Here is a 23,759-nt window from a genome sequence, read left to right as displayed (position 1 = left end):
ATATGAAAAAAATATTACTTTTTTTTGCCTTTCTCTTTGCTTTTCTACCTCGTGTATCGGGGCAGACAGGTCAGATTGGTACAGGTACGGGAACATCCGTTTATCTGCCAATATATAGCTATTATGGCTATAATTATTCTCAGCAGATTTATACTGCAGCAGAAATGACTGCGGCAGTTGGTGCCAATAACCTGATTACTGCTGTAAGATTTTATGTCGATACGACGTCGTCACCTCAGACTAGCTTTAACAGCTGGAAAGTCTTTATGGGAAATTCTACGCAGGCTAACTTTGCCACGACCACCAGCTGGGTTCCTATTGCGAATTTACAGGAAGTATATTCTGCGACGTTACCCAATATGACCAATGGTTCCTGGGTAGAACTTCCTCTTTCAACACCTTTTATATGGGATGGTACGAGCAATGTCGTTATCGCTGTTAACGAAAATGCACCTCAATACTCAGGATATCCAGGCCAGGCTTGGGGAACGTATAATGCAGGAACAAACAGAGGAATTCTTTATTATGAGGATACTGCAAATCCTAATCCTGCATCTCCCCCTACTGCCAGTAACAGATATGCGGATATACCGAGAGTGCAGTTTGTGTATGCTCCCGTACCTCCTTGTACAACGGCAGCCCCTACTTATACGGTAGGTAATTTAACTGCTACATCAGCTACTGTTTCCTGGTCTCCGACAGCAGGTGCAACTTATATTTTAAGATACCGAACGCTTCCGGGTGGAACGTGGACAACTGTGAATCTTAATACTCCGCTTACAACGAATTATACTATAAATGGTCTTACCGAAGTTACACAATATGAAGTTGAGATCGCTACAGTTTGTGGAGGTGTCACTGGCGCATTTGGAACAGCTGTTCCTTTCACCACACCAGGCATTTCTTATTGTACAGCAACATCAACCAGTAATGCCGACGGTTATATATCTAATGTAACAGCAAACGCAACGAATTCTTATGTGATGAGTAATAATTCAGGTGCAGCATTCTATACCAATTATGGAACTGATCCTTCCAAACTGATTACATTTGTAAGAAATTCTACAAACAACACAGTTTCCGTAAGCAAAACATTCGTAGGAAGTTTTCAGTATTCTTTCGGAACAGGTGTTTGGATTGATTTTAACAGAAATGGTATCTTTGAGACTAATGAGCAGGTTTTAAACTCTCCTAGTAATACAACTACACCTGTGGTAAGTGCAGGATTTACGATACCGGCAACAGCATACAACGGTACACTTCCAACCCGTATGAGGGTAGTAATGACAGAATCAGCCTCAGCGACTGCATGTGGAAGTTTTACATGGGGTGAGGTAGAAGATTATAATGTCAGATTTGTTGATCTACAGCCTTGTACTACAGCTCCGCCAACAAATATTTCGGTAGCTAACATTACCGTTTCTTCAGCCACAGTTTCTTGGGTTGCCACAGCAAATGCTACATATATTATCAGATACAGAGTTGGAACAACAGGTGCATGGACTACGGTTACATTACCTACAACCACACCCCCAACAAGTGTTTATAATATTCCTGGTCTAGCAGAATCTACGGCATACGAAGTACAGGTGGCAACAATCTGTGGTGGTGTTACCGGTGCATTTTCTGCAAGTGTTCCATTCAGTACACCAGCATTAACATATTGTACTTCAAACCCTACAAGTACAACTGTGTACGAATATCTTTCTAATGTTACTGTAACTCCCACTGGGTTTGCAGCAATGGTAAGTAATTCTGCGACACCCCCGCCATTCTATTCAGATTATACTGCTGATACTACACGTCAGATTACTCTTATCAGAGGAACTTCGAATAATGCTATTTCAGCAACTAAAATCTGGCCCAACTCAACCTATGCTTCTGGAACCAGAGCCTGGATCGATTTTAACAGAAACGGCATTTTTGGTGATGTTGCCAATGAACTTGTTTTAGACTCTCCGTCTAACACTGTATCTGTTGTAAATAATACAAACTTTACTGTTCCTACAGTTGCGCAAGGTGCTTATGCAGGTACACTTCCGGTACGAATGAGAGTAGTGCTTGTAGAAGGTGCCACACCTAATCCTTGTGGAACATTCACATGGGGTGAGGTTGAGGATTATAATGTAAGACTGATCGATCTTCAGCCATGCAGTACAACTGCTCCGGTACCTACTGTAACGAATCTTACAGCTACGACAGCATATGTTTCATGGTTACCGACAGCAAACGCTACCTATAGAATCAGATGGAGACAGGGAACAACTGGTGCATGGTTGCCTACACCATTAGGTTATCTTGAGTTACCTGCCGGGCAAAGCTGGCATACAATTACAGGATTAACTGAGCAGACTGCTTATCAGGTACAGATCCAAGCTAAATGTGGAACTACATGGGGAGCGTTTGGTGCTTCAGTGCCTTTCACTACTCCGCCGCTTACTTACTGTCCTATGACTGGAGGTGGAACAAACGATCATATTGCCAACGTTACAGTGAGCCCTACAGGTCAGGCTGTGATGAGCAATACCTCAACTCAGAACGGTTATACTTTATATAATACTCCTGCAACTTTAATCAATCTGGAAATTGGTTCTACCAATAACCAAATTTCGGTTGCCAAGGGATGGACAGGTTCTACATCTGCTGATGCAGTGACAGCCTGGATTGATTATAACAGAGACGGTACTTTTGCTAATGATGAGAGAATATTGATCTCTGCATCAAGTACTACAACACCGGTAACTGCAACTTTCGATGTTCCGCAAACTGTTTATACAGGACCATTTAATACTACCATGAGAGTTGTATTAAATCGTGGTGCTGCTCCAACGATGTGTACGAGCCCTGCAAACGGTGAAGTTGAAGATTATTATGTAAAACTGAGACCTTGTAACAATGTTGCTCCGACACCACCTACATTTACTACGGTTACTCATAATTCTGCTGTAGTAAACTGGGTGAATACATCCGGTAACCTAAACTTTATCGTGCAGTACAGACCGGTAACTACACCAGCTTCTCCGTGGACTAACGTGAACGCTTCTACCATCACTAATAACCCACCATTGACGTTAAACGGTTTGACCCCGGCTACAACGTATGAAGTTCAGATCTCTGCGGTTTGTAACGGTATCGCCGGAACTCCGGGAGCGATCAGAACATTCACTACACGATGTGATCCTACGCCTCCAAACGTTACGATCTCAAGTGTAACTTCAGGTTCTGCAACCGTTACATGGAACCCGATTGTACCTAGTGCAACTTATATCCTGAGATACAGAGTTGTTGGTGCGACCAACTGGGAGCCTACAATTACATTACCTGTTCCTCCAACGAATACTTATATTCTTCAGGGGTTAAGTTCTTATGTGACTTATGAGGTTCAGATTGCCAATATCTGTGTGGGAGAAACCACTCCAAACCCATGGTCAAACCCGGTAGTGTTTACTACAATCAGAGTCTGTTCTATTCCGCCTCCGGGATTGACGATTACTCAACTGAATCCTACAAGTGCTGAAGTTACATGGGAACCTTATACAGGAACCGGTGCTACAAACAGCTATATCTTAAGATACAGAAAAGTGGGAATTCCGAGCTGGACTACGGTTACGGTGAACAATACCAATACTCACTTAATCACAGGTTTGCTTGAGCTTACCAAATACGAAATGCAGATTGCGAACGTATGTACCGGTACTCCGGGTAACTTTACGCCACTGTACTATTTCACAACTCCAACTGTAACCTACTGTCAGATGGGAGGAAGCAATGCAGGAAGTGAGTACATCAACAAGGTTACTGTTACACCTTATCAGGGTCAGGCCTATGTTAATGAGACTACAGGAGGTGCTCCGGGATATCATTATTATGAAACCAATACAGACGGTAAGCAGATTGTTTTGGTTCAGGGAAGTCAGGGTAACGTGATCAGAGTTGATAAAACTTCATCTACCGGTTCCAATACCGGAGTGGCAGTATGGATTGACTTCAACAGAAACGGATACTTCGATATCAACGAAAAAATCCTTTCAAACGGACCGAACACCGCAGACAATGCAAGTGCTTCATTTACAGTTCCTGATGACGCTTTCGTGAGCCTTACAGATTACAAATATGTAATGATGAGAGTAGCGATGCAGAAAGATGGTATTCCTGTAAACTGTACGAGTTTTGCCAATGGTGAGGTTGAAGATTATCTTGTAAGAATCGTTAAGCAGGCTGTTGTAAACCCTCTTAACCAAACCGACATCATGATTTACCCTAACCCGGTAGCTACTGTACTGAATGTAAAAAATATCAGCAAAAAAGCCAATTACAAAATTTACAGTGCAGCTGGTCAGCTGGTATCAGACGGATTGATCCTGAACAACAAGATCGACGTAAGCAGATTAATCAACGGATTGTACGTGATTGAACTGGTGGACGGCGACAAAACAGTTCAGAAGAAATTTATTAAAGAATAATAAATTAGATTTACATAGAATAAGCTCTCAGAAATGAGAGCTTATTTTTTTTGTAAAATGTAAGATTATAATTTAGAGTCCCAGCGAGACGCCTTAATAAAGGATAGGATGCAATCCTTATAATACAAACATTGAAAATTGTATCTGTAATTTGAATCAATATAAGAGAAATCCCGCCGAAAATTTTCAGCGGGATTTCTCTTTATTCAATTTCAAAAATAACTTTTTCAGTTTGATCTTTTAGGTCATCCAAATTGGTATTGTTATAAATGACACAATTAGCGAGTTTTATTTTTTCTTTTTCAGGCATTTGTTTTTCCATAACCGATTGTACTTCACGATACGTTTTTCCGTCCCTATCCATTACCCTTTTGATTCGGATGTTGTCTTCGGCAGTTACTAAAATCGAGCGGTAACATTGCTTATTTAATTTCAACTCAAACAGCAAAGCCGTCTCTTTGAATACCAGATATTTTTCCTGCTTCTTTACCCAATCTTCAAAATCGATGCGTACTGCAGGATGAATAATTTCATTAAGAGCCTGAAGCAGCTCACTGTCATTAAAAACCATTTCTGATACAAACTTGCGGTCGTACAGTCCTTTTTCATTATAGGCTTGCGGACCCAGAAGTGCTTTGATTTTTAATTTTAATTCTTCATTATCGTTCACAATCTCTTTAGCACGGTCATCTGAATAATAGACAGGAAATCCACACTCTTCAATGAATTTTGCCACCGTGGTTTTTCCTGAACCAATGCCTCCTGTCAAGCCAATTATTTTCGGCGCAGATAAGGGATCGGGTTCGCTTTTCTGATTTTCTGAATTTACTTCTTCCATAGCTCAAATTAATATCCAAAAACATCATTAAAACTGAAAGTCTCATCCAGGCGAACTCCTTTTTCAGTCATTTTTAAACTTGCCAGTTCGTGGTGTGCATCATGTTCAAAAAACAATAAATAGTCATTGTCTACGCATTGCTTTAGAAATTTAGCTTTTTCTTCCACTGTCAAAAGTGGTCTTGTATCATATCCCATCACATAAACTTGTGGAATGTGTCCTGTCGTCGGAATTAAATCAGCTGCAAAAACAATTGTTTTTTCCTGATATTGAATGACAGGAAGCATCTGTTTTTCGGTGTGACCATCCACAAAAATAACATCCATTTTCAAATCCGGTGCGAAACCATAATTTCCGTTGGTTGGAAGTGGTAGAAAATTCAACTGTCCACTTTCCTGAATAGGTAAAATATTTTCCTTTAAAAAACTGGCTTTCTCTCTTGGGTTGGGTTCAGTAGCCCATTGCCAGTGATTTTCATTCGTCCAGAACTGTGCATTTTTAAAGGCCGGTCTATAGCCTGATCGGTCGTCATTCCATTCAATGGCACCACCGCAGTGATCGAAGTGAAGATGGGTAAGAAAAACATCAGTAATGTCTTCCTTCACGAAACCGTACTTCTTCAAATTTTTATCTAAAGTGTCGTCGCCCCAAAGAGAATAGTGACCAAAGAATTTATCGTCCTGCTTATTTCCCAGACCGCAATCAATTAAAATTAATTTTTTGCCGTCTTCCACAAGCAGAGATCTTGTTCCGAGTTCAATTAAATTTCTTTCGTCTGCAGGATTGCTTTTCTCCCACAGACTTTTTGGGACGACCCCAAACATCGCTCCGCCGTCGAGCTTAAATTTCCCGCATTGAATTGGATATAGTTTCATATAAGTTTATTATTTTATGTTATTGATTTTAAATTATTGGGCAGAAGTAATATAGAATGAATTTCCAATTTTTTAAGTTAAAAGAATGAGCACATCAAAATCTTTTTCCTTTAAAAAAGTTCCCCCGGATTTCTCGGCACAGCAATATTCAAATGTTTATAAGCTTTCTCCGTCACCTCTCTTCCCCGTGGAGTTCTGATGATAAAACCTTCCTGAATCAAAAACGGTTCATACACTTCTTCCAGCGTTTCTGGATTTTCTGCGATGGATGTTGCCAAAGCTGAAATTCCCACAGGCTTCCCTCTGAAGTTTTCAATCATCACACGCATGATTTTATTATCCATTTCATCCAAACCAAATTCATCGACATTCAGAGAATTCAAGGCATATTTTGTGATTTCAATTTCAATTTCACCGTCACCTTTGATTTCGGCGAAATCACGAACTCTCCGCAGTAAAGCGTTGGCAATTCTCGGTGTTCCGCGGCTTCTTCTGGCAATTTCAATTGCAGCATCTTCATAAATTTTCACACCTAAAACTCGTGCACTTCTGATGATAATCATTGACAACAGTTCAATCGTATAATATTCCAGTCTGCTTTGAATACCGAATCTTGCCAGCATCGGCTTGGTCAGCATTCCGCTTCTGGTGGTTGCTCCCACTAAGGTAAAAGGATTCAGACCAATCTGAACACTTCTCGCATTCGGGCCGCTTTCCAGCATGATGTCGATTTTATAATCTTCCATCGCAGAATAGAGATATTCTTCTACAACAGGTGAAAGTCTGTGAATTTCATCGATGAAGAGTACATCGTTTTCCTCAAGATTCGTCAGCAAGCCGGCTAAACTTCCGGGCTTATCCAAAACAGGACCTGAAGTAATTTTGCAGCCAACTCCCAGTTCATTGGCAATAATATTCGCCAAAGTGGTTTTCCCCAAACCGGGCGGGCCGTGCAACAATACATGGTCGAGTGCACCGCCACGTCTCTTGGCAGCACTAACGAAAACTTCAAGATTCTCCAGTGTTTTCCGCTGTCCTGCAAAATCTTTAAAGCTCTGCGGGCGAATCTGTTCTTCCTGCATCAGCTCCTCATTGGAGTAATTGTCTTTGTCTGGATGTAAAAAATCGGGCATTAATTCAGTTTCATTTACCGTAAAGATAACAATTTTAGGTTTAGGCAAAGGTTGAGATGGTATAAATTTTCGTCAAATTCAAAGTTTGGAATCCGGAATGTTTTACATTAAAACAATTGATATATTTTAAGTATTTTTGAAATGAAAATTGATGAGTTGTGCTTTTCAGCCTCAACGTCAACCTTAACCTAATTTTTAATGAAACTAATTGGCCCTTTCAGGCAGGTTGTTACACTTGCCAATCTTCCGTTAAGAGGAAAACTTTCAGACGAGCAGCTCGAAATTATTGCTGATGGCGGAATTTTAATTCAAAACAATAAGATCCGGCAGGTAGGAAATTTTGAAACATTAAAATCTGAAAATCAAAATATAGAAATTGAAGCTGTCGAAGGCGTACAAATCGCGCTTCCCGCTTTCGTTGATTCGCACACGCACATCTGCTTCGGCGGAAACCGCGCCAATGATTTTGCCATGAGAAATGCCGGTAAAACATATCTCGAAATCGCCGAAAGTGGAGGAGGAATCTGGAGCTCTGTTCAACATACAAGACAGGCTTCTGAAGAAGAATTACTCAGAACGCTTTTGGAGAGAATTGATTTTTTAATTTCTCTTGGAATTACAACGATTGAAGTAAAAAGCGGTTACGGTTTAGATGTAGAAAATGAACTAAAAATGCTTCGGATCATTAAAAAAGCACAGCAGCAGACAAAAGCGACTTTAGTTCCAACCTGTCTTTCAGCTCATTTAAAACCGAGAGATTTTGAGGGAACGAACGAAGAATATTTAAATTATATTTTAACCGAAATTTTGCCAAAAGTAAAAGAAGAAAAACTCGCAGACCGCGTCGATATTTTTATCGAAAAATCAGCATTTCAGCCTGAAGAGAGTAAAGAGTTTTTACTTAAAACTAAAGATTTAGGTTTTGAAATTACCGTTCATGCCGACCAATTTACACCGGGAAGTTCGAGAATCGCTGTGGAAGTTGGAGCAAAATCTGCAGATCATTTGGAGGCTACAATCGATGAGGATATTGAGTTTTTGGCAAACTCAGATACAGTTGCAACAGCTTTACCTGGCGCAAGTTTAGGTTTAGGAGAAAAATTTACTCCTGCCAGAAAATTACTGGATGCCGGAGCAATCGTCGCCATTGCAAGCGACTGGAATCCCGGTTCAGCGCCGATGGGAAATCTGATTACACAGGCTTCCATCTTAGCCACATTTGAAAAACTGACGACAGCTGAAGTTTTGGGCGGAATGACTTTCCGCTCAGCTTTTGCATTGAGTTTGGAAGACAGAGGAATATTGAAAGAAGAAATGAAAGCTGATTTTGTTACCTTTAAAACAGATAATTTCCAGAATGTACTGTACAATCAGGGGAGTCTGAAGACAGAAAATGTTTTTATTGACGGTGAAAAAATAAAATAAAATGGGAATTTTTAATAAAGTTTTCGGAAAGAAAGAGAAAAACGGGGGTGTCGAGATCAGGAATTATAAAGATTTCTGGGATTGGTTTTTAACGAAAGAAAAACATTTTTATGAAGTTATTAAAAATCATAAAAACATAGAGAAAGATTTTTTTGATGAAATTTCACCTAAACTGAAACAGCTTAGTGAAGGTTATTATTTTCTGTGCGGAATGAGTGATGATGCAGTCGCAGAATTAATAATTACAGCAGATGGAGATATCAAAAACATTGTTTTTGCAGAGGAAATTATCGCCGAAGCACCAAAGCTGGAACACTGGAAATTCACAGCACTGAAGCCCGAAATGAATCTCGACCACGGAATTAAAATGGATGGAAAAGATTTTTCACAGGATAATATTTTTTTCTACTCCAATGAAATCGAAGGATATCCCGACGAGATTGATGTAACTTTTGTTTACGATGGCTTAACTGAAGAAAACAAAAACGACTGCGTAACCGGAGTCTGTATTTTTCTGGATAATTTTCTGGGGGAACTCAATTTTGCAACGCAAATCGACACATTTAATGTCATCGGTAAAGATGAGGCTGAAGCTGAGCTTGTGCCTGTTTCCAAATTAAAAGACTTTTTATCGTGGAGGGAGAGAGAATTTATTGAAAAATATAAAAACCTCAAAGATATGGGTGACGAAGACGCTTATTCGGTTTTGGAAGCTGTGCTGAATAACGGATTACCGTTGATTGCCACTGTAAATACCACTGCACTGAACTACGAATCCAAAGCATCCTATCCCTGGATTTCTGCCCTGAAAATTAAATATAACGGAAATGAAAACAACGGTCTTCCCGAAAGCAGCGATTATGAGAAGCTGGACAGTATCGAGGAAACTGCTTATCAAAGTCTGAAAAATGAAGGTGGAAGCGTTTACATCGGGAGAGAAAGTGCCAATAATGTAAGAGAGATTTATTTTGCAAGCAAAGATTTCAGAAAAGTATCAAAGGTTTTGCAAAACATCATAAAAAACCATCCTGAATACAAAATGTCACTCGAAATATATAAGGATAAATACTGGCAGAGTTTTGAACGCTATAATGTAAATCAAAATTAAATAAAATGATTTGGCAGGGAAGGAATGACGGTGATGAATTATTGCATCACAGAATATTTCAGAGAGTAAGAGAGGAACATAATTACGATTCTGTTTCAGCTAATGATTTCGTTTTACACGGATTCGCCGTTGATGAGGGCGTTCGCAGAAATAAAGGAAGACAGGGTGCGAAAGATGCGCCGGATGTCATCCGAAAAAACATGTGTAATTTTCCGGTGATCCGTCCGGATTTTTCACTGCTGAATTTTGGAAATATTACCTGTGAAAACGGAAATCTCGAAAATACACAGAACGAGCTGGCAAAAGGTGTTTCAAAAGTGTTATTGAAAGGCGGCAAATCTTTGGTTATCGGTGGCGGTCATGAAGTAACTTTTGCCCATTACCGCGGGGTAAAAACGGCTTATCAGGAACAGAAAATCGGAATCATTAATTTTGATGCCCATTTTGATAACAGACAGCCCGAAAATGGAGTGGGAGCAAGCTCCGGCACAGGATTTTGGCAAATTGCACAGGAAGGAGAAATCAATTCTCTTCATATCGGCATACAGAGAAATTCAAATACATTAAAACTTTTCGATACCGCACATCAGTTTGGAATGAAATACATTCTTGCAGATGAAATATTTTTTGAAAATATTCCGTCGGTACTTGAGAGAATTAATGAACTGACGGATTCTGTAGACGTTTTGTATGTAACAATTTGCATGGATGTTTTCAATGCTTCAATTGCGCCTGGAGTTTCTGCAGCAGCATACAACGGCATCTTTGCTGATGCTGCTTTTATGAATGTATACAGACACATTCTGAAAGATAAAAAGCTGGTTGCGCTCGATATCGCAGAAGTGAATCCACATTTTGATATTCAGGAGAGAACGGCAAGACTGGCAGCTAGTTTGGCTAATGAATGGTTTATGATTTGATGAAATTTTCGATTGCTGATTGAGAAGATTTCCAGTCATAGGAAATCTGCTAAATTACCGTAATCTGCGTGAGAATTTTTTGAACTAAATCTTATGGATTAATTTCATTTAATATATAAAAAGTTTTAGCCTTAATAAATACAATTCATAGAATTTATCAGTAATAATAAAAGTTATAAGGAACAAAATTTGTTGCCTTAAAAATGCTTTATCCAAAAGCAGAAGATTCTGAAGCGAATCTTTAAAAATGGAAATCTAACATGGAAAATTTAATAGAAAACAAGCTTCTAAAAGCTGACAAAGCCTTTCAGGAATGGAAAAAAGTTCCGTTTGAAGAAAAGCAGAAACTCATTGCAAAAGCTGCAGATATTTTTAAATCAAACTCTGAAACTTTTGGCGAAATCATTACTAGTGAAATGAATAAACCCATTTCACAATCTGTTGCAGAGGTTGAAAAGTGTGCATTAATGATGAATTATTATGCGGAAGCAGAAAATATTTTAAGTACGGAAAAAATTGAGTCCGAATACAGTATTTCAGAAATTCACTACGTTCCGAAAGGTGTAATTCTGGGTGTGATGCCGTGGAATTTTCCATTCTGGCAGGTTTTACGATTTGCAACTCCGGCAATTCTGGCGGGAAATACAGTAGTTTTAAAACATGCCTCAATTTGTTTCGGTAGCGGAAATGCAATTGAAAAAGTTTTTGTTGAAGCCGGATTTCCGGAAGGAGTTTTCCAGAATCTTGAGATTGGTCATAAAGAAGTTGAGGAAGTTTTGGAACATAAAACCATTCAGGGTGTAAGTCTTACCGGAAGCGAAAAAGCAGGAGCAGAAGTTGCCGCCATCGCCGGAAAAAATATTAAAAAATCTTTATTGGAATTAGGAGGAAGTGATGCTTTCATAGTCTTGGATGATGCTGATCTCGACGAAGCAGCGAAAGTGGGCGCATTGGCAAGACTTCAAAATTGTGGACAAACCTGTGTCGCAGCCAAAAGATTTATTATCCAGAGAGCTGTTGAATTTGATTTTCTACCAAAATTCATCGAAGAGTATAAGAAATATGTTCCCGCAGATCCGAAATTAAAGGAAACAAAATTAGGCGGAATGGCAAGACCTGATTTGGCTGATGATTTGGAAAAACAATATCAAAAAGCTTTGGATAACGGAGCTGAAGCAATTATTCCGTTAGAAAGAATTTCTGAAAACGAATTTAATCCTGGGCTTATCAGAGTGGAGGAAGGCAATCCGATTTTGCAGGAAGAATTATTCGGTCCTTTGGGAATGATTATGATTGCTGAAAATGATGATGAAGCCCTTGAAATGGCTAATAATATTCCGTTTGGTTTGTCAAATTCAGTCTGGACAAATGATAAAAAGAGACAGCAGTTTTTCATCGAAGGTTTAGAATCCGGAACGGTCAACATCAACAGAATGACGAGTTCAGATCCCCGTTTTCCATTCGGCGGAACGAAAACTTCAGGCTACGGAACCGAACTTTCTTTACACGCTTTGAAAGAATTTGTCAATATTAAAACGATTATAGGGAAATAAACTTATTCAATTGAATTTTAAACCATTAAGATTTTTAAGTGAATAAGATTGGTTAAGAATCAATGAATTGATTTAAGCACACAGCTTAATGATTTACCTAGGTAAAACTTAATAAATCTACATCATAAATTCCTTAACAAATTAATACTCTTAATGGTTCAAATAATAGTTCAGAGTCTAATCATAAAATCAAAATCTCCCGAAAATTTCGGGAGATTTCTTTAGGTTAAAAAACAATTATATAATTTCCTGTGATTTTTTACTGCGGTTAAAAATCCAGAATATAATCGGAAAGATAAGTAAAGTAAGAACGGTCGCCGTAATCAAACCTCCGATGATGACGATGGCTAACGGTTTTTGAGATTCCGAACCAATTCCTGTGGATAATGCTGCAGGCAACAATCCGATGGATGCCATCAAAGCGGTCATAATTACGGGTCTTGTTCGGGATTTTACACCGCTCAGAACGGCGTCATCCAATCCCAGTCCGTCTTTTATGTTCTGATGAAATTCGGTGATCAGAATTACACCGTTTTGAATACAAATTCCGAGCAGGGCAATCATTCCGACACCGGCGGAAATTCCGAAATTCATTCCCGTAAGATGCAGTGCGATAATACCGCCGATCAGGGCAAAAGGTACATTAGCTAAGACCAAAAATGAATCTTTCATATTTCCGAAAAGAATAAACAGAAGGAAGAAAATTCCCAAAATACTGATCGGAACCACCTGCGTTAATCTCGCCGTTGCCCGCTGCTGGTTTTCAAACTGGCCGGTCCAGCCCACTTTGTAGCCTTCCGGAAGATCGATTTTTGCTACTTCTTTCTGTGCATCGGCAATTGTTCCTCCCAAATCACGGTCACGAATCGAGAATTTAATCCCGATATACCGCTTGATATCGTCCCTGTAAATAAATGCTGCACCGTTATTTTTTTCGATGGTTGCCACTTCTTTCAGGGGAATCATCGTTCCGTCCTGCGTAGGAATCATTAGGGAAGCCATATCGTTTTCATCTTTTCTGTATTCGTGAGAGTATCTCAAACGGATCGGGAATTTTCTTTCACCGTCATACATTTCCGAAGCAGTTTTCCCACCGAAAGCCATTTCCAGAACGGTTTGCGCGTCTTCGGGCATCACGCCGTAAGCAGCCATTTTATTTCTGTCCCAAACCACATTGACTTCCGGCTGACCGATATTTTTAATAATTCCGGCATCACGAACGCCATTCACATCTTTTATCGATTTCAAAACTTTATCTGCCAGTTCATCCAGAGTCTGAAGGTTGTCACCGTAGATTTTAATCCCGTTTTCAGCTTTAAATCCGGCAACAGCCTCAGCAACGTTATCAGAAATCGGCTGGGAATAATTGAAAGTAATACCCTGATAATTGCTCAGTTTTTTGTCGATGTCTTCAATCAATTCGTCGTAGGTGATTTTTCGCGTCCATTCATCTTTGGGTTTGAGGTTGACGGCAAACTGCACAAATCCAAATCCATTCGGGTCAGTTCCGTCGTTGCTCCGGCCGGTTTGAGCCAAAACATCTGTCACTTCCGGTACGCTCATAATGTCTTTCTTCAAAATATCGGCTGTCTTCAGAGATTCTTTCAAAGACGAACTCATCGGCATTTCGGCGGTAATCCAAAGGGAACCTTCATTGAGTTGAGGTAAAAATTCTGTGCCTAAAAATTTTCCTGAAAATAAAGTAACAGCTACAATCGAAATCGAAACAATTAAACTGATTTTCTTGTTTTTAAATGTAAATCTGAAGCCTCTCAAAACAATTCTGTCCCAGAAATTCACAAACGGATTATTTTTCTCTCGTACATTTTTATTTAAAAGCAAATGCGTCAGCACCGGAACCAAAGTAAGGGTGAAAATCAAAGCTCCCATCAACGCAAAACCAAGGGTGAATGCCAATGGTGAGAACATTTTACCTTCCACTTTCTGAAACGCAAAAATCGGGATCAGTGAAGTGATGATGATTAATTTGGAGAAGAAAATTGCTTTTCCCAAACCGGTTCCTGTCTGTTTAATCCAGCCTGCTTTTGCCATTTTATTAAACTTTTCGGGACCGTATTTTTTGGCTTTATGGTCGAGCATTACGAAAATTCCTTCCACCATTACCACGGCTCCGTCAATGATAATCCCGAAATCCACTGCTCCGAGTGACAGTAAATTGGCGCTCATTCCGCAAAGCTTTAAACAAAGGAAAGCAAACAGCAATGAAAGCGGAATAATGATGGAAACGGTAAGCGTCGTTCGCCAGTCGGCCATGAATATTAAAACAATTACCGTCACAAGGATGATTCCTTCGAGCAAATTGTGCATTACGGTTTCTGTGGTAAAATCCATCAGGTGGTCACGGTCGTAGAACGTCACCATTTTTACATCTTTCGGAAGAATTTTTTCGTTCAGTTCGGCAATTTTAGCTTTTACCCCAACCAAAACTTCTCGGGGATTCTCGCCTTTACGCATCACTACAATTCCTTCAACAGTGTCGTCGTGATTATTCAATCCAGCCTGTCCAACTCTTGGTCTCGAACTTTCGTGAACTTCAGCAACATTTTTTACGAGAATCGGGTTTCCGTTGTCATTATGAATTGTGATATTGGCGATATCATCCGTCGACTGCACCAAGCCGATTCCGCGGACGACGTAGGCCTGTCCGTTTTTTTCGATCACGTCTCCACCGACATTTAAATTACTTTTGGTCACTGCTTCATAAACCTGCAGCGGCGTCAGATTGTATTTATCCAAAGCTCTCGGGTCGATACTAAGCTCAAAAACCTTGTCCTGACCACCGAAGACATTGATATCTGCCACTCCGGGAACACCGCGAAGTGCTCTGTCGATCACCCAGTTCTGCAGTGTGAGAAGTTCACGGGAATCTTTCTTTTTACTTTCTAACGTATATCTGAAAATTTCTCCGGTTGGTCCGTACGGAGGCTGTACTTCAGGGTCGATGCCTTCGGGAAGGCTAATGTTTCTAAGCTGATTGTTGACCATATTTCGGGCAAACATATCGTCTACACCGTCATCAAAAAGAATTTTTACAATGGAAAGACCAAACATCGTGGTACTTCTCACACTCGTTTTCTTCTGCACCGGACTCATCGACAGCTCAATCGGTGTAGTTACAAAACGCTCAACTTCTTCAGCGCTTCGGCCATCCCACTGTGTAATGATAACGATTTGGGTATTGGTGACATCAGGGAAAGCCTCAATCGGCATATTTTTAAAACTGATAAATCCCGCCACTGCCAAAACAGCGACCCAGATGAAGGTGAACGCCTTGTTTTTAAGTGAAAATGAGATTATATTTTTTATGAATTTATTCATGATGGAAATTAAAGGTTAGACTTTAGATATTGAATGAATAACTAAATGTTTGATAAAATCTGAATGATTTCAAACCATTGAGAACAGGTGTATTTAAATTAAATAAGCAGCATCGAAACTATGAGAATGATTAAATGAAAAGAGAAATACCTATAAAACTCAATTACTGTAAAATGCCTCAATGGTCTGTTGAAATCAATTGTTCAGAGAACGGTAGATGAGCAGCTGATTGTTGGTAATCACGTTTTCACCTTCCTTTAAACCTTCAGAAATGTAGGTGAATTCACCCACCTGTTTTAAGACCTGAATTTCTTTTATCTTCACATCATTTCTTGATTTGAAAACCACAACATAGCTTTTGTCATCATCAAAAATGACTGCTTTCGAAGGTATAGACAGTGCATTTTTATTTTCAGATTTCGAAACTTTTATCGTCGCTTTACTGTCAGGAATCAGCAACCCGTTGGCATTGTCGAGAACCACTCTTGCCTGCATTGCATTGGTTTCAGGGTCGATAATTTTAAATATCTTATCAATCTTTCCGTTGAAAATCTTGTCGGGATAAGAAAGGGTAGAAACCTGAGCCGGCATCCCGAGGCTTATTTTATCGATATCAGCTTCGTTGATGTTCATAATCGCCCAGACGTTGGTGGTATTGGCAACATCAAATATATTCTCGCTTCTGTCGCTTCGCAGTTGCATGTCTTTGTTGATGTCCTTGTGAACAATATAACCACTGATGGGTGCGAGAACGCTGTAGATATTGCCGTTCTTAACATTATACACGGTGCTCACCGCCGAGGCTCTCTGCATCTGGTCTTCTGCTTTCTGAAGCTGGCTCTTCGCTTCCAGAACATCACGTTCTGTATTCAGTTTGCCTTCGTACATTTCTCTGGCAACACGGAGATTGTTTTTTGCTACCTGCAAATCTGTTCTTGCATCACTTACATCACGCTGCACTTCAGCAAGCTCGGTACTTCTGATGGTCGCCAAAACCTGACCTTTTCTCACGTAATCTCCCAGTTCCACATTTACGCTCATTACATTTCCGCCTACCAATGGGAAAACGTCGATGTATGAGTTTCTGTCGGCGGAAATTTTGCCGTAAAAACTGTAAAAATCCTCTATGTTTCTGCTTTCCACTTTTGCTGTAGAAATAGATTCAAGCATGGTATTGCTCAGTTCAAAACCTTTAGGCTCGGTGTTTTTTGGAGCTTCAGGCTTGGAGCAAGACCATAAAAGCAAGGCTGAAAACAGGGGTATGATTAATTTTTTCATTGTATTGTTTAATAGAAGATTTTAGTTTGTACCAATTGATTGAGTCTGATGGCAGATTCCATCAGCTCATTTTTCATGTCGTAGATCTGTAAGGCGGTCTGGCGGTAGCTTTCCATAAAATCGGTGAATTCGATGAGGCTGACGTTTCCGTTTCTGAAATTCTTCAGCATTCCTTCGTATACCAGATCAAGATTGTTAAGATCGGCAGTTCTGATTTCCGATAACTGTTCAAACTGCGTTTTCCAGATCTGAAAAGCAGATTCCACCTTTGTTTCCAGATTCAGTTTCTGAAATTCGGCGTTTTTCTCATTCTGGCTGATGGCAAATTTTGCTCTGGCCACGTTCCCGCGGTTGCTTTTCCACAAAGGAATCGGAATGCCGACCTTCAGGTTTATTTCGTTGTTAAAAGTTCCTGATGCCTGATCGTACTCGGCACCGATGTTCAGATCGGGAACATTCAGGGATTTCTGCCACTGCGCATAAAGTTTGGAATTGTCAATCATCTTCAGGATGAAGAGATAATCTGCATTGTTTTCCAAAGCTTTTCTTTTTAAATCTTCGCTGTCACCGAAAGGTTGCTCTTTCAGAAGCTGTTTTGCCTCGTCTGCGGAGATTTCGGGTTCGATATTTTCTGTAATTCCTGTGAGCACTTTCAGATTCTGCTCAAATTCCAGAAGATTTTTGTTGATGCCTACTTTGTCATTTTTCAGCTGAATAACGATGCTCTGAAGTCTCACTTCATCTTTCAGGGATACATTTCCTTTGGCAGACTGCACCTTGTAGGCTTTCAGAAGATCATTCATGTAACCCAGCTGCTTGTCTATGTTTTCAAGCTTGAGTTTTTCGTAATACAGATTGTAGTAATTGGTGTGAAGCTGCGTTCTCAGTTCCACCAAAAGCTGTGAAAACTGCAGTTGTGCCAGTTCTTTATTGGATTTTGCAAATGCGATTTCATTTTTCTTTTTTCCGCCCATGTAGATCAGCTGGGTCACTTCGAAACCTTTGGCTCTGCCGGCATCCAGAAATCTTTTATCCTCGGGGTTATAGGCATTGATGTAGCCGCTCATTTGCGGAAGCTCCCAGATTTTCGCCTGCAGAATATCGGCATCTGCCATGCTGATGCTGTACTGCTCAGCTAGCAGCTGAAGATTATTCTGCTGAAAGGCATTTTCGCAATCCTGAAGCGACATTTGCTGCTGTGCGGTCAGGAAAGACGAGACAACAATCAACAGCCCTGCAAATTTGTTCATTATCATTATTTTGATGACAAAAGTGCGGCTACCCGATTAAAAGGAACTTAAAGGAGGCTTAAAAAAAAATTAAATTGTGAATTTGTTTGAAAGAAAATGAAATCTCTGAAGGGTTTGGATTTTTATGTTTCAACTAAAATTGATTTAATTTGAATGGTTAATATTTAGAGCCTGTTTCAAAATGATTAAAAATAAATTTTCAAGTCATTTTTCTTTTCCCCAACCCTAAAGGGTGGAAAAATGCCTTGAAAATTTCATCAGAATTAACTTCCTTTAGGGTCGGGGAAATTAATTTTGATGAAATTTATACAGGCTCTTAAATTTTCCAATCTTATTTTTTAGTTGTCCTTAAATTCACCCGCATCAGTTTATCAATTCATCCGCATGAGTTTGTCAATTCATGCGCATGAGTTTGTCAATTCATGCGCATGAGTTTATCAATTCATGCGCATGAATTTTCAGGTACTTCAAAAGCCCCATGGATACTGGATACTTTATTTGGCGAAAATAACGGTGAATTTATTTGATTTTTCGGAGGGTGAGGAATATAGAATATCCGCTCCGTGGTATTCCAGAATTCTTTTTACGATGCGTAAACCCAAGCCGGAACCGGAGATGTTTTGTGAATTATTGCCCCTCGTAAAAGCATCAAATAGACGGGACTGTTCTTTTTCGGGAATGGTATTTCCAAATGAGATCACGTCTATGGTGATATTACTGTTGTCTTCATCGAGCAGAATATCCACTTCTTCGTTATCTGAATAAATTGCTGCATTTTTCAGGAGGTTTACAAATACGATCACCAGCAGAGACTGTACACCGCCGATAGTCAGCAATGCGTCTTCAGTGGATTTTTCAGAAATGTTAAAATCCATTTTCAGATTGGGGAAACTCTTTTTTAAACGGTCGAAAGATTCAAAAATCACTTCATCGATGCGCACTTCTTCGTAAATGGTCTGAATATTTTCTTTATCAAATTTCGTCAGCAGCAGGAGTGAATTGGTGAGATCTGAAAGCAGAAACACATCCCTCAACATCTGCTGAAGTCCCATAAGGGTAGTGGGAGAGTGCTCTTCAAGCTTGATCAGGTTTTCAATCTGAAAAGCGATTCGCGTAATAGGAGTACGGATTTCGTGGGAAGCACTTGCCGTAAAGTCTTTCTGTGACTGGAAAACATCGTTCAGCCGAACAATCATCGTGTTGAAAGACTGCGCCAGAATGCTGATTTCATCTTTAGAATTGTTCACCGGAATTTGGGTGGTGAGCTTGTGTGCTGTAATCTCAGAAACTTCCTGATTGAGCTGCTCCAGAGGGTGAAGAAATTTCCCCATAAAGTAATAACTGAAAAAACCAATCAGCAGCGTACTTGCGATATAGGCCGTGATGAGAAGATATTTCAGATAGGCAAGTTTTGACTTTCCGTTGGTGTCGTAAGCGCTGGTGATGATATAATAGTTTTCACCATTAATATTTCTTTTGGCGGCATAGATTTCCGGGAAGGTTTTTTCGGTGTAGACCGCTTTTTTCCTGTCGAGTTCGCTGAGAAGTTTGGCGTCCCATGTTACTTTCTGATCTTTTATGGTTGAATAAATCAATTCTTTACTGGCATTGAAGATGAGAATTTTTTCGTTCAACAGTACGTTGTCTGAATTTTCATTAAAAAAAACAGGTGCCTCTTCCTCAAAATCCTTTGATTTTAAAATAAAATGTGAAGTAAATTCCAGTCTCTGAACAAATCTTGCCTTAAACTCTTCTCTTCGGAAATCATTAAATAGGATGTAAATAATCACCATCACGATCCCAAGAAGAATCGAAAACGAGATTGACAGCGTAAGGGCAATTTTCCGTTTTAAAGACATTTTATAATGGACTTAAATAATACCCAAAACCGGATCTTGTATGAATGAGTTTTACAGGAAAATCCTTATCAAGTTTCTTCCTTAAGAAATTGATGTAAACCTCGACGGTATTGGTATTGGTATTAAAATTATGTTCCCAGACATGCTCTGTAATCTGTTGTTTTGAAACCGTTCTGCCCTGAGCTTCGGCAAGGTAAACCAGCAATTGAAACTCTTTCAAAGTCAGCGCGATTTCGTTTCCGCCTCTGAAAACCTTCTGTTCGGTTTTATTGATGATGAGGTCATCTACTTTTATTACATCAGACTCGATGTTTTCAGACTGTGTTTTTCTGCGGAGAAGCGAGTTGATTCTTAATAATAGCTCTTCAAACTGAAAAGGTTTTACCAGATAATCATCAGCAAGTCTCGTGAACGCATCTTTTTTATCTGAAAGATCACCGTAAGCCGACAGAATAATGATAGGCGTGGTTTTATCAAACGTTCTTAAAGTCTGGCACACATCTAGGCCATTCATTTTCGGGACGTTGATGTCCAGAAGATAAAGGTCGTAGGAATTATTTTTAATTTCTCTCAGAAAAGTCTCCCCATCAAAAACCTTCGAACAGCTAATTTGATTGGACTCTAAAAATTTGCACAACTCTGCGGAAAGAATAAGGTCATCTTCCAGTAAAAGAATATTCATCAGGAACTAATTTTTTACTAAAGTAGAAAAAAAATTTTTGATGTGGATTGAAAATGGGATTTGAGAGGAAGGTTTAATTAAATTTTAATTTGACTGTCCACAATCTAAGATAATTTAAAAATCCTCTGTTTAATTTAAGCACAAGGAGCACAAAGTTTTTCACGAGGTTCACAATCATTGTGCTCTTTGTGAAAATCTCAGTGTTATTTTTTGTTAAATCGGCTTTATCAAAAGTATAATGTTGCATATAAACTACAAGAAACAAAAAAAAATCCCGACAGAATCGGGATTTGCTGTGAGCCAACTACGGGACTTGAACCCGTGACCTCTTCCTTACCAAGGAAGCACTCTACCGCTGAGCTAAGTCGGCCTTAAACAAAAAATCACACCAGAAGCGTGATTTTTGTTGAGCGGAAGACGAGGGTCGAACTCGCGACATTCAGCTTGGAAGGCTGACGCTCTACCAACTGAGCTACTTCCGCAATTTTGTTTCCAAAATTATTGGTAAACGCTTTGCAAACTTAAGGAAAACCCTTTGAATCTGCAAGTTTTATTTGTAATATAAACCGTGGGGAGAGCAGGATTCGAACCTACGAAGCCGAAGCAACTGAGTTACAGTCAGTCCCATTTAGCCACTCTGGAATCTCCCCGAGTTTATATTAAAATGAGCTTCCAGAGGGATTCGAACCCACGACCCCGAGATTACAAATCACGTGCTCTGGCCAGCTGAGCTATGGAAGCGTTTTAATAATTCTAAACTGAAGGCTGAGAGAAAAGCTACTCTGCAACAATTCAGCAGTGAAAAAAAAATCACCCTGATGAGGTGTGATCTTTGAGCGGAAGACGAGGGTCGAACTCGCGACATTCAGCTTGGAAGGCTGACGCTCTACCAACTGAGCTACTTCCGCAATTTTGTTTCCAAAATCATTGGTAACGGTCTGCAAACTTAGGAATTTCATTCTAAACCTGCAAGTTTTTTTATCAATATAAACAGTGGGGAGAGCAGGATTCGAACCTACGAAGCCGAAGCAACTGAGTTACAGTCAGTCCCATTTAGCCACTCTGGAATCTCCCCGAGTTTATATTAAAATGAGCTTCCAGAGGGATTCGAACCCACGACCCCGAGATTACAAATCACGTGCTCTGGCCAGCTGAGCTATGGAAGCATAATAAAAAAGAATTCAAAAGATCGCTGTTCCTTTTTTGCGTGTGCAAATATAGAACGGATTTTTTGAATTCTCAAATTTTTAGTATGTTTTTTTTAACTTTTTTACTAAGCTAATTCTTTTTTCTTGATTAATAGCTTCTTAGCTGTATCCACACACTGATCAAGGCTTTCTTCAAAGCTTGTGCAGGTCTTTTTTACAACGATATCGTCACCCGGAACGGCTAAAATAAGCTCGGTTGTTTTGTTTTCTCTGTCTGAAGTGTTTTCTACTTTCAGGAAAACTTTACAATCCTGAATTTTGTCGTAAAACGTAGCAAGTTTGTTTACTTTTTTTTCAATGTGATCTTCTAATGGTGCGTGTGGCGTTAAACCAATTGACTGTACTGTGATCTTCATAATTCTTCTTTTTTTGCGGCTCGTGGATGAGCCAGATTAAACACTTTTTTCAATTGCTCTATATTGGCATTCGTATAGACTTGAGTACTGGCAAGACTTGAATGTCCTAATATCTTTTTTACTTTGGAAATTTCTGCCCCGTTATCTAAAACATGTGTAGCAAAGCTGTGTCTTAAAATATGCGGGCTCTTTTTTTCCTTAGAAGTTACAAGACTAAGATACTTATTAACGGTTAGGTAAACAAATTTTTCGGTGAGTTTTTTACCGTTTTTATTGACGAAAAAATAAGCACCAAAGTTTTCCTTTGGTTTTCTGATATTTAAATAGTCAGATAAAAGTTGGGTAAGTTTCTCCGAAATGGGGATGTAGCGTTCCTTGTTTCCTTTTCCTATGATCTTCAGCTCCTGTGCTCCTAGGTTTACATTTTCAAATATCAAGCCACAAAGTTCGGCTTTCCGGATGCCGGTCTGGTAAAGTGTTTCAATGATACAGTGTTCCAGCAGGTTGTCTGTTTCCAAAGAAATTTTCTCATCAAGATTTTTCATTTCATCACTGGAAATTGGAATTTGCTTTTCGGCGTAAAACTTAATTGAACTGATATTTTCCACAGGTGAAACTTTAATCTCCTGAATCTTCAGTAAAAATTTATAGAAACTGCGTAGGGTAGAAACTTTCCTGTTGATGCTTCTTTTGGCGATATTTTTTTCGCTGAGTTCTACGATGAAGTTGCGGATAATTTTTTTGTCTGCTTTTAAAAGATTTTCTGAACCTTCAGTACGAAGGTAGAATTCATAAAAATCTTCCAAATCTTTTTTGTAGCTCGTTACGGTGTGTGGAGAATAACGTTTTTCGAACGATATGTATTGAAGGAATTTGTCAATCATAAAAAAGTGTGAAAACAAAAAATTCACTCAATAAATATAACTATTTAAAGAGTGAATTTAGTATGCGAGTTAAGAAAATTTCTTAAGCCTGCTCTTCTTTGCTAAGATTTACTTGCTTGTGAGCAGCTTTAAGTCTTGCCTGTCTTAAAGTTACAGACGGCTTAATAAAAGCCTGTCTTGATCTCAATTGACGAACAGTACCTGTTTTGTCAAATTTTCTCTTATATTTTTTAAGTGCTCTGTCGATAGACTCTCCGTCTTTTACTGGAATTATTAACATAAATTACATCTCATTTTGGATTGCAAAAATAGAAATTTATTATTGATTACCAAAGAATTTCTAATTAAAAATTGATTTTATTTTAAATTCGTTTCAGATGTAGATTAATTTACCTTTCCATTAGCCCTTAATCGGTATAATCTGATAAAGTTTTCAAGACATTTTCAACATTAGAGCCTATTTATATATTATTAAAAAAGTTAGATTATATTGATTTTTACTGTTTTGATTAATTGAGTCTTCGATAGGCTCAGACTGACAAATCTAATGCTAACCGCTCAATTTAACGGTGTCACTCTGAGCCTGTC

16 protein-coding genes and 7 tRNA genes are annotated in these 23,759 nt (G+C 39.2%); 5 read left to right on the top strand and 18 right to left on the bottom strand.

Annotated features, from left to right (window positions below):
* Positions 1-2: 2 nt before the first annotated feature.
* Positions 3-4,463, top strand: a complete 4,461-nt coding sequence (locus tag NG809_RS07100; RefSeq protein ID WP_262149299.1) for a GEVED domain-containing protein — start codon at positions 3-5, stop codon at positions 4,461-4,463.
* A 202-nt stretch (positions 4,464-4,665) separates the two neighbouring features.
* Here NG809_RS07100 and coaE read toward each other — a convergent pair whose 3' ends face one another.
* The 3 genes from coaE to ruvB all read right to left on the bottom strand — a co-directional run bounded on the left by coaE (position 4,666) and on the right by ruvB (position 7,309).
* Positions 4,666-5,301 carry a dephospho-CoA kinase gene (gene coaE / locus NG809_RS07095; protein ID WP_262149297.1) on the bottom strand — a complete coding sequence of 212 codons (636 nt, stop codon included), beginning with the start codon at positions 5,299-5,301 and terminating at the stop codon, positions 4,666-4,668.
* 8 nt (positions 5,302-5,309) lie between these two features.
* Positions 5,310-6,176: an MBL fold metallo-hydrolase gene (locus NG809_RS07090; protein WP_262149295.1), complete on the bottom strand. Its 867-nt coding sequence runs from the start codon at positions 6,174-6,176 to the stop codon at positions 5,310-5,312.
* Between the two features lie 110 nt (positions 6,177-6,286).
* Positions 6,287-7,309 carry a Holliday junction branch migration DNA helicase RuvB gene (gene ruvB / locus NG809_RS07085; protein WP_056035892.1) on the bottom strand — a complete coding sequence of 341 codons (1,023 nt, stop codon included), beginning with the start codon at positions 7,307-7,309 and terminating at the stop codon, positions 6,287-6,289.
* 198 nt (positions 7,310-7,507) lie between these two features.
* On the opposite strand from ruvB, the gene hutI reads away from it, so the two are divergent.
* From hutI to NG809_RS07065, 4 genes are all read left to right on the top strand, one after another.
* A complete protein-coding gene (gene hutI, locus NG809_RS07080) occupies positions 7,508-8,734 on the top strand; it encodes an imidazolonepropionase (RefSeq protein ID WP_262149293.1) in 1,227 nt (408 codons plus the stop codon).
* A 1-nt stretch (position 8,735) separates the two neighbouring features.
* A complete protein-coding gene (locus NG809_RS07075; protein WP_262149292.1) occupies positions 8,736-9,842 on the top strand; it encodes a DUF695 domain-containing protein in 1,107 nt (368 codons plus the stop codon).
* 5 nt (positions 9,843-9,847) lie between these two features.
* The gene (gene hutG / locus NG809_RS07070) at positions 9,848-10,762 is read left to right on the top strand and encodes a formimidoylglutamase (RefSeq protein ID WP_262149291.1); all 915 of its coding nucleotides are present in this window, start codon (positions 9,848-9,850) and stop codon (positions 10,760-10,762) included.
* A 260-nt stretch (positions 10,763-11,022) separates the two neighbouring features.
* The gene (locus NG809_RS07065; protein ID WP_262149290.1) at positions 11,023-12,315 is read left to right on the top strand and encodes an NAD-dependent succinate-semialdehyde dehydrogenase; all 1,293 of its coding nucleotides are present in this window, start codon (positions 11,023-11,025) and stop codon (positions 12,313-12,315) included.
* 237 nt (positions 12,316-12,552) lie between these two features.
* On the opposite strand, the gene NG809_RS07060 is transcribed toward NG809_RS07065, so the two are convergent.
* The 15 genes from NG809_RS07060 to rpsU all read right to left on the bottom strand — a co-directional run bounded on the left by NG809_RS07060 (position 12,553) and on the right by rpsU (position 23,451).
* Entirely contained in the window at positions 12,553-15,654 is a 3,102-nt protein-coding gene (locus NG809_RS07060; protein ID WP_262149289.1) for an efflux RND transporter permease subunit, read from the bottom strand.
* A 195-nt stretch (positions 15,655-15,849) separates the two neighbouring features.
* On the bottom strand, positions 15,850-16,932 hold the full coding sequence (locus NG809_RS07055; RefSeq protein WP_262149288.1) for an efflux RND transporter periplasmic adaptor subunit: 1,083 nt from the start codon (positions 16,930-16,932) through the stop codon (positions 15,850-15,852).
* Positions 16,933-16,940: 8 nt separating this feature from the next.
* On the bottom strand, positions 16,941-18,182 hold the full coding sequence (locus NG809_RS07050; protein ID WP_262149286.1) for a TolC family protein: 1,242 nt from the start codon (positions 18,180-18,182) through the stop codon (positions 16,941-16,943).
* Between the two features lie 494 nt (positions 18,183-18,676).
* The gene (locus NG809_RS07045; RefSeq protein WP_262149284.1) at positions 18,677-20,041 is read right to left on the bottom strand and encodes a sensor histidine kinase; all 1,365 of its coding nucleotides are present in this window, start codon (positions 20,039-20,041) and stop codon (positions 18,677-18,679) included.
* A gap of 1 nt (position 20,042) precedes the next feature.
* Positions 20,043-20,723, bottom strand: coding sequence for a response regulator transcription factor (locus NG809_RS07040; RefSeq protein ID WP_262149282.1), 681 nt, complete (start codon positions 20,721-20,723; stop codon positions 20,043-20,045).
* Between the two features lie 298 nt (positions 20,724-21,021).
* Positions 21,022-21,093: transfer RNA gene (locus NG809_RS07035), tRNA-Thr, on the bottom strand.
* Between the two features lie 39 nt (positions 21,094-21,132).
* Positions 21,133-21,205, bottom strand: a tRNA-Gly gene (locus tag NG809_RS07030).
* An 87-nt stretch (positions 21,206-21,292) separates the two neighbouring features.
* A tRNA-Tyr gene (locus tag NG809_RS07025) sits at positions 21,293-21,373 on the bottom strand.
* Between the two features lie 17 nt (positions 21,374-21,390).
* Positions 21,391-21,464, bottom strand: a tRNA-Thr gene (locus tag NG809_RS07020).
* Positions 21,465-21,558: 94 nt separating this feature from the next.
* A tRNA-Gly gene (locus tag NG809_RS07015) sits at positions 21,559-21,631 on the bottom strand.
* A gap of 86 nt (positions 21,632-21,717) precedes the next feature.
* Positions 21,718-21,798: transfer RNA gene (locus NG809_RS07010), tRNA-Tyr, on the bottom strand.
* A gap of 17 nt (positions 21,799-21,815) precedes the next feature.
* Positions 21,816-21,889, bottom strand: a tRNA-Thr gene (locus NG809_RS07005).
* Positions 21,890-21,996: 107 nt separating this feature from the next.
* Positions 21,997-22,287, bottom strand: coding sequence for an HPF/RaiA family ribosome-associated protein (locus NG809_RS07000; RefSeq protein WP_262149280.1), 291 nt, complete (start codon positions 22,285-22,287; stop codon positions 21,997-21,999).
* Positions 22,284-23,171 (bottom strand): tyrosine-type recombinase/integrase, encoded by an 888-nt coding sequence (locus NG809_RS06995; protein ID WP_262149279.1) that lies wholly within the window; start codon positions 23,169-23,171, stop codon positions 22,284-22,286. Before NG809_RS06995 ends, NG809_RS07000 begins: the two co-directional genes overlap by 4 nt.
* 82 nt (positions 23,172-23,253) lie before the next feature.
* Complete coding sequence (gene rpsU, locus NG809_RS06990) at positions 23,254-23,451, bottom strand: 30S ribosomal protein S21 (protein WP_262149278.1); 198 nt, start codon at positions 23,449-23,451, stop codon at positions 23,254-23,256.
* Between the last annotated feature and the right edge of the window lie 308 nt (positions 23,452-23,759).

Source organism: Chryseobacterium foetidum, assembly GCF_025457425.1.
In the GTDB taxonomy this organism is placed as follows: Bacteria; Bacteroidota; Bacteroidia; order Flavobacteriales; family Weeksellaceae; genus Chryseobacterium; species Chryseobacterium foetidum.
The sequence above is the reverse complement of the archived record's forward strand: the minus strand, read 5'-3'. Positions and strand labels throughout refer to the sequence as shown.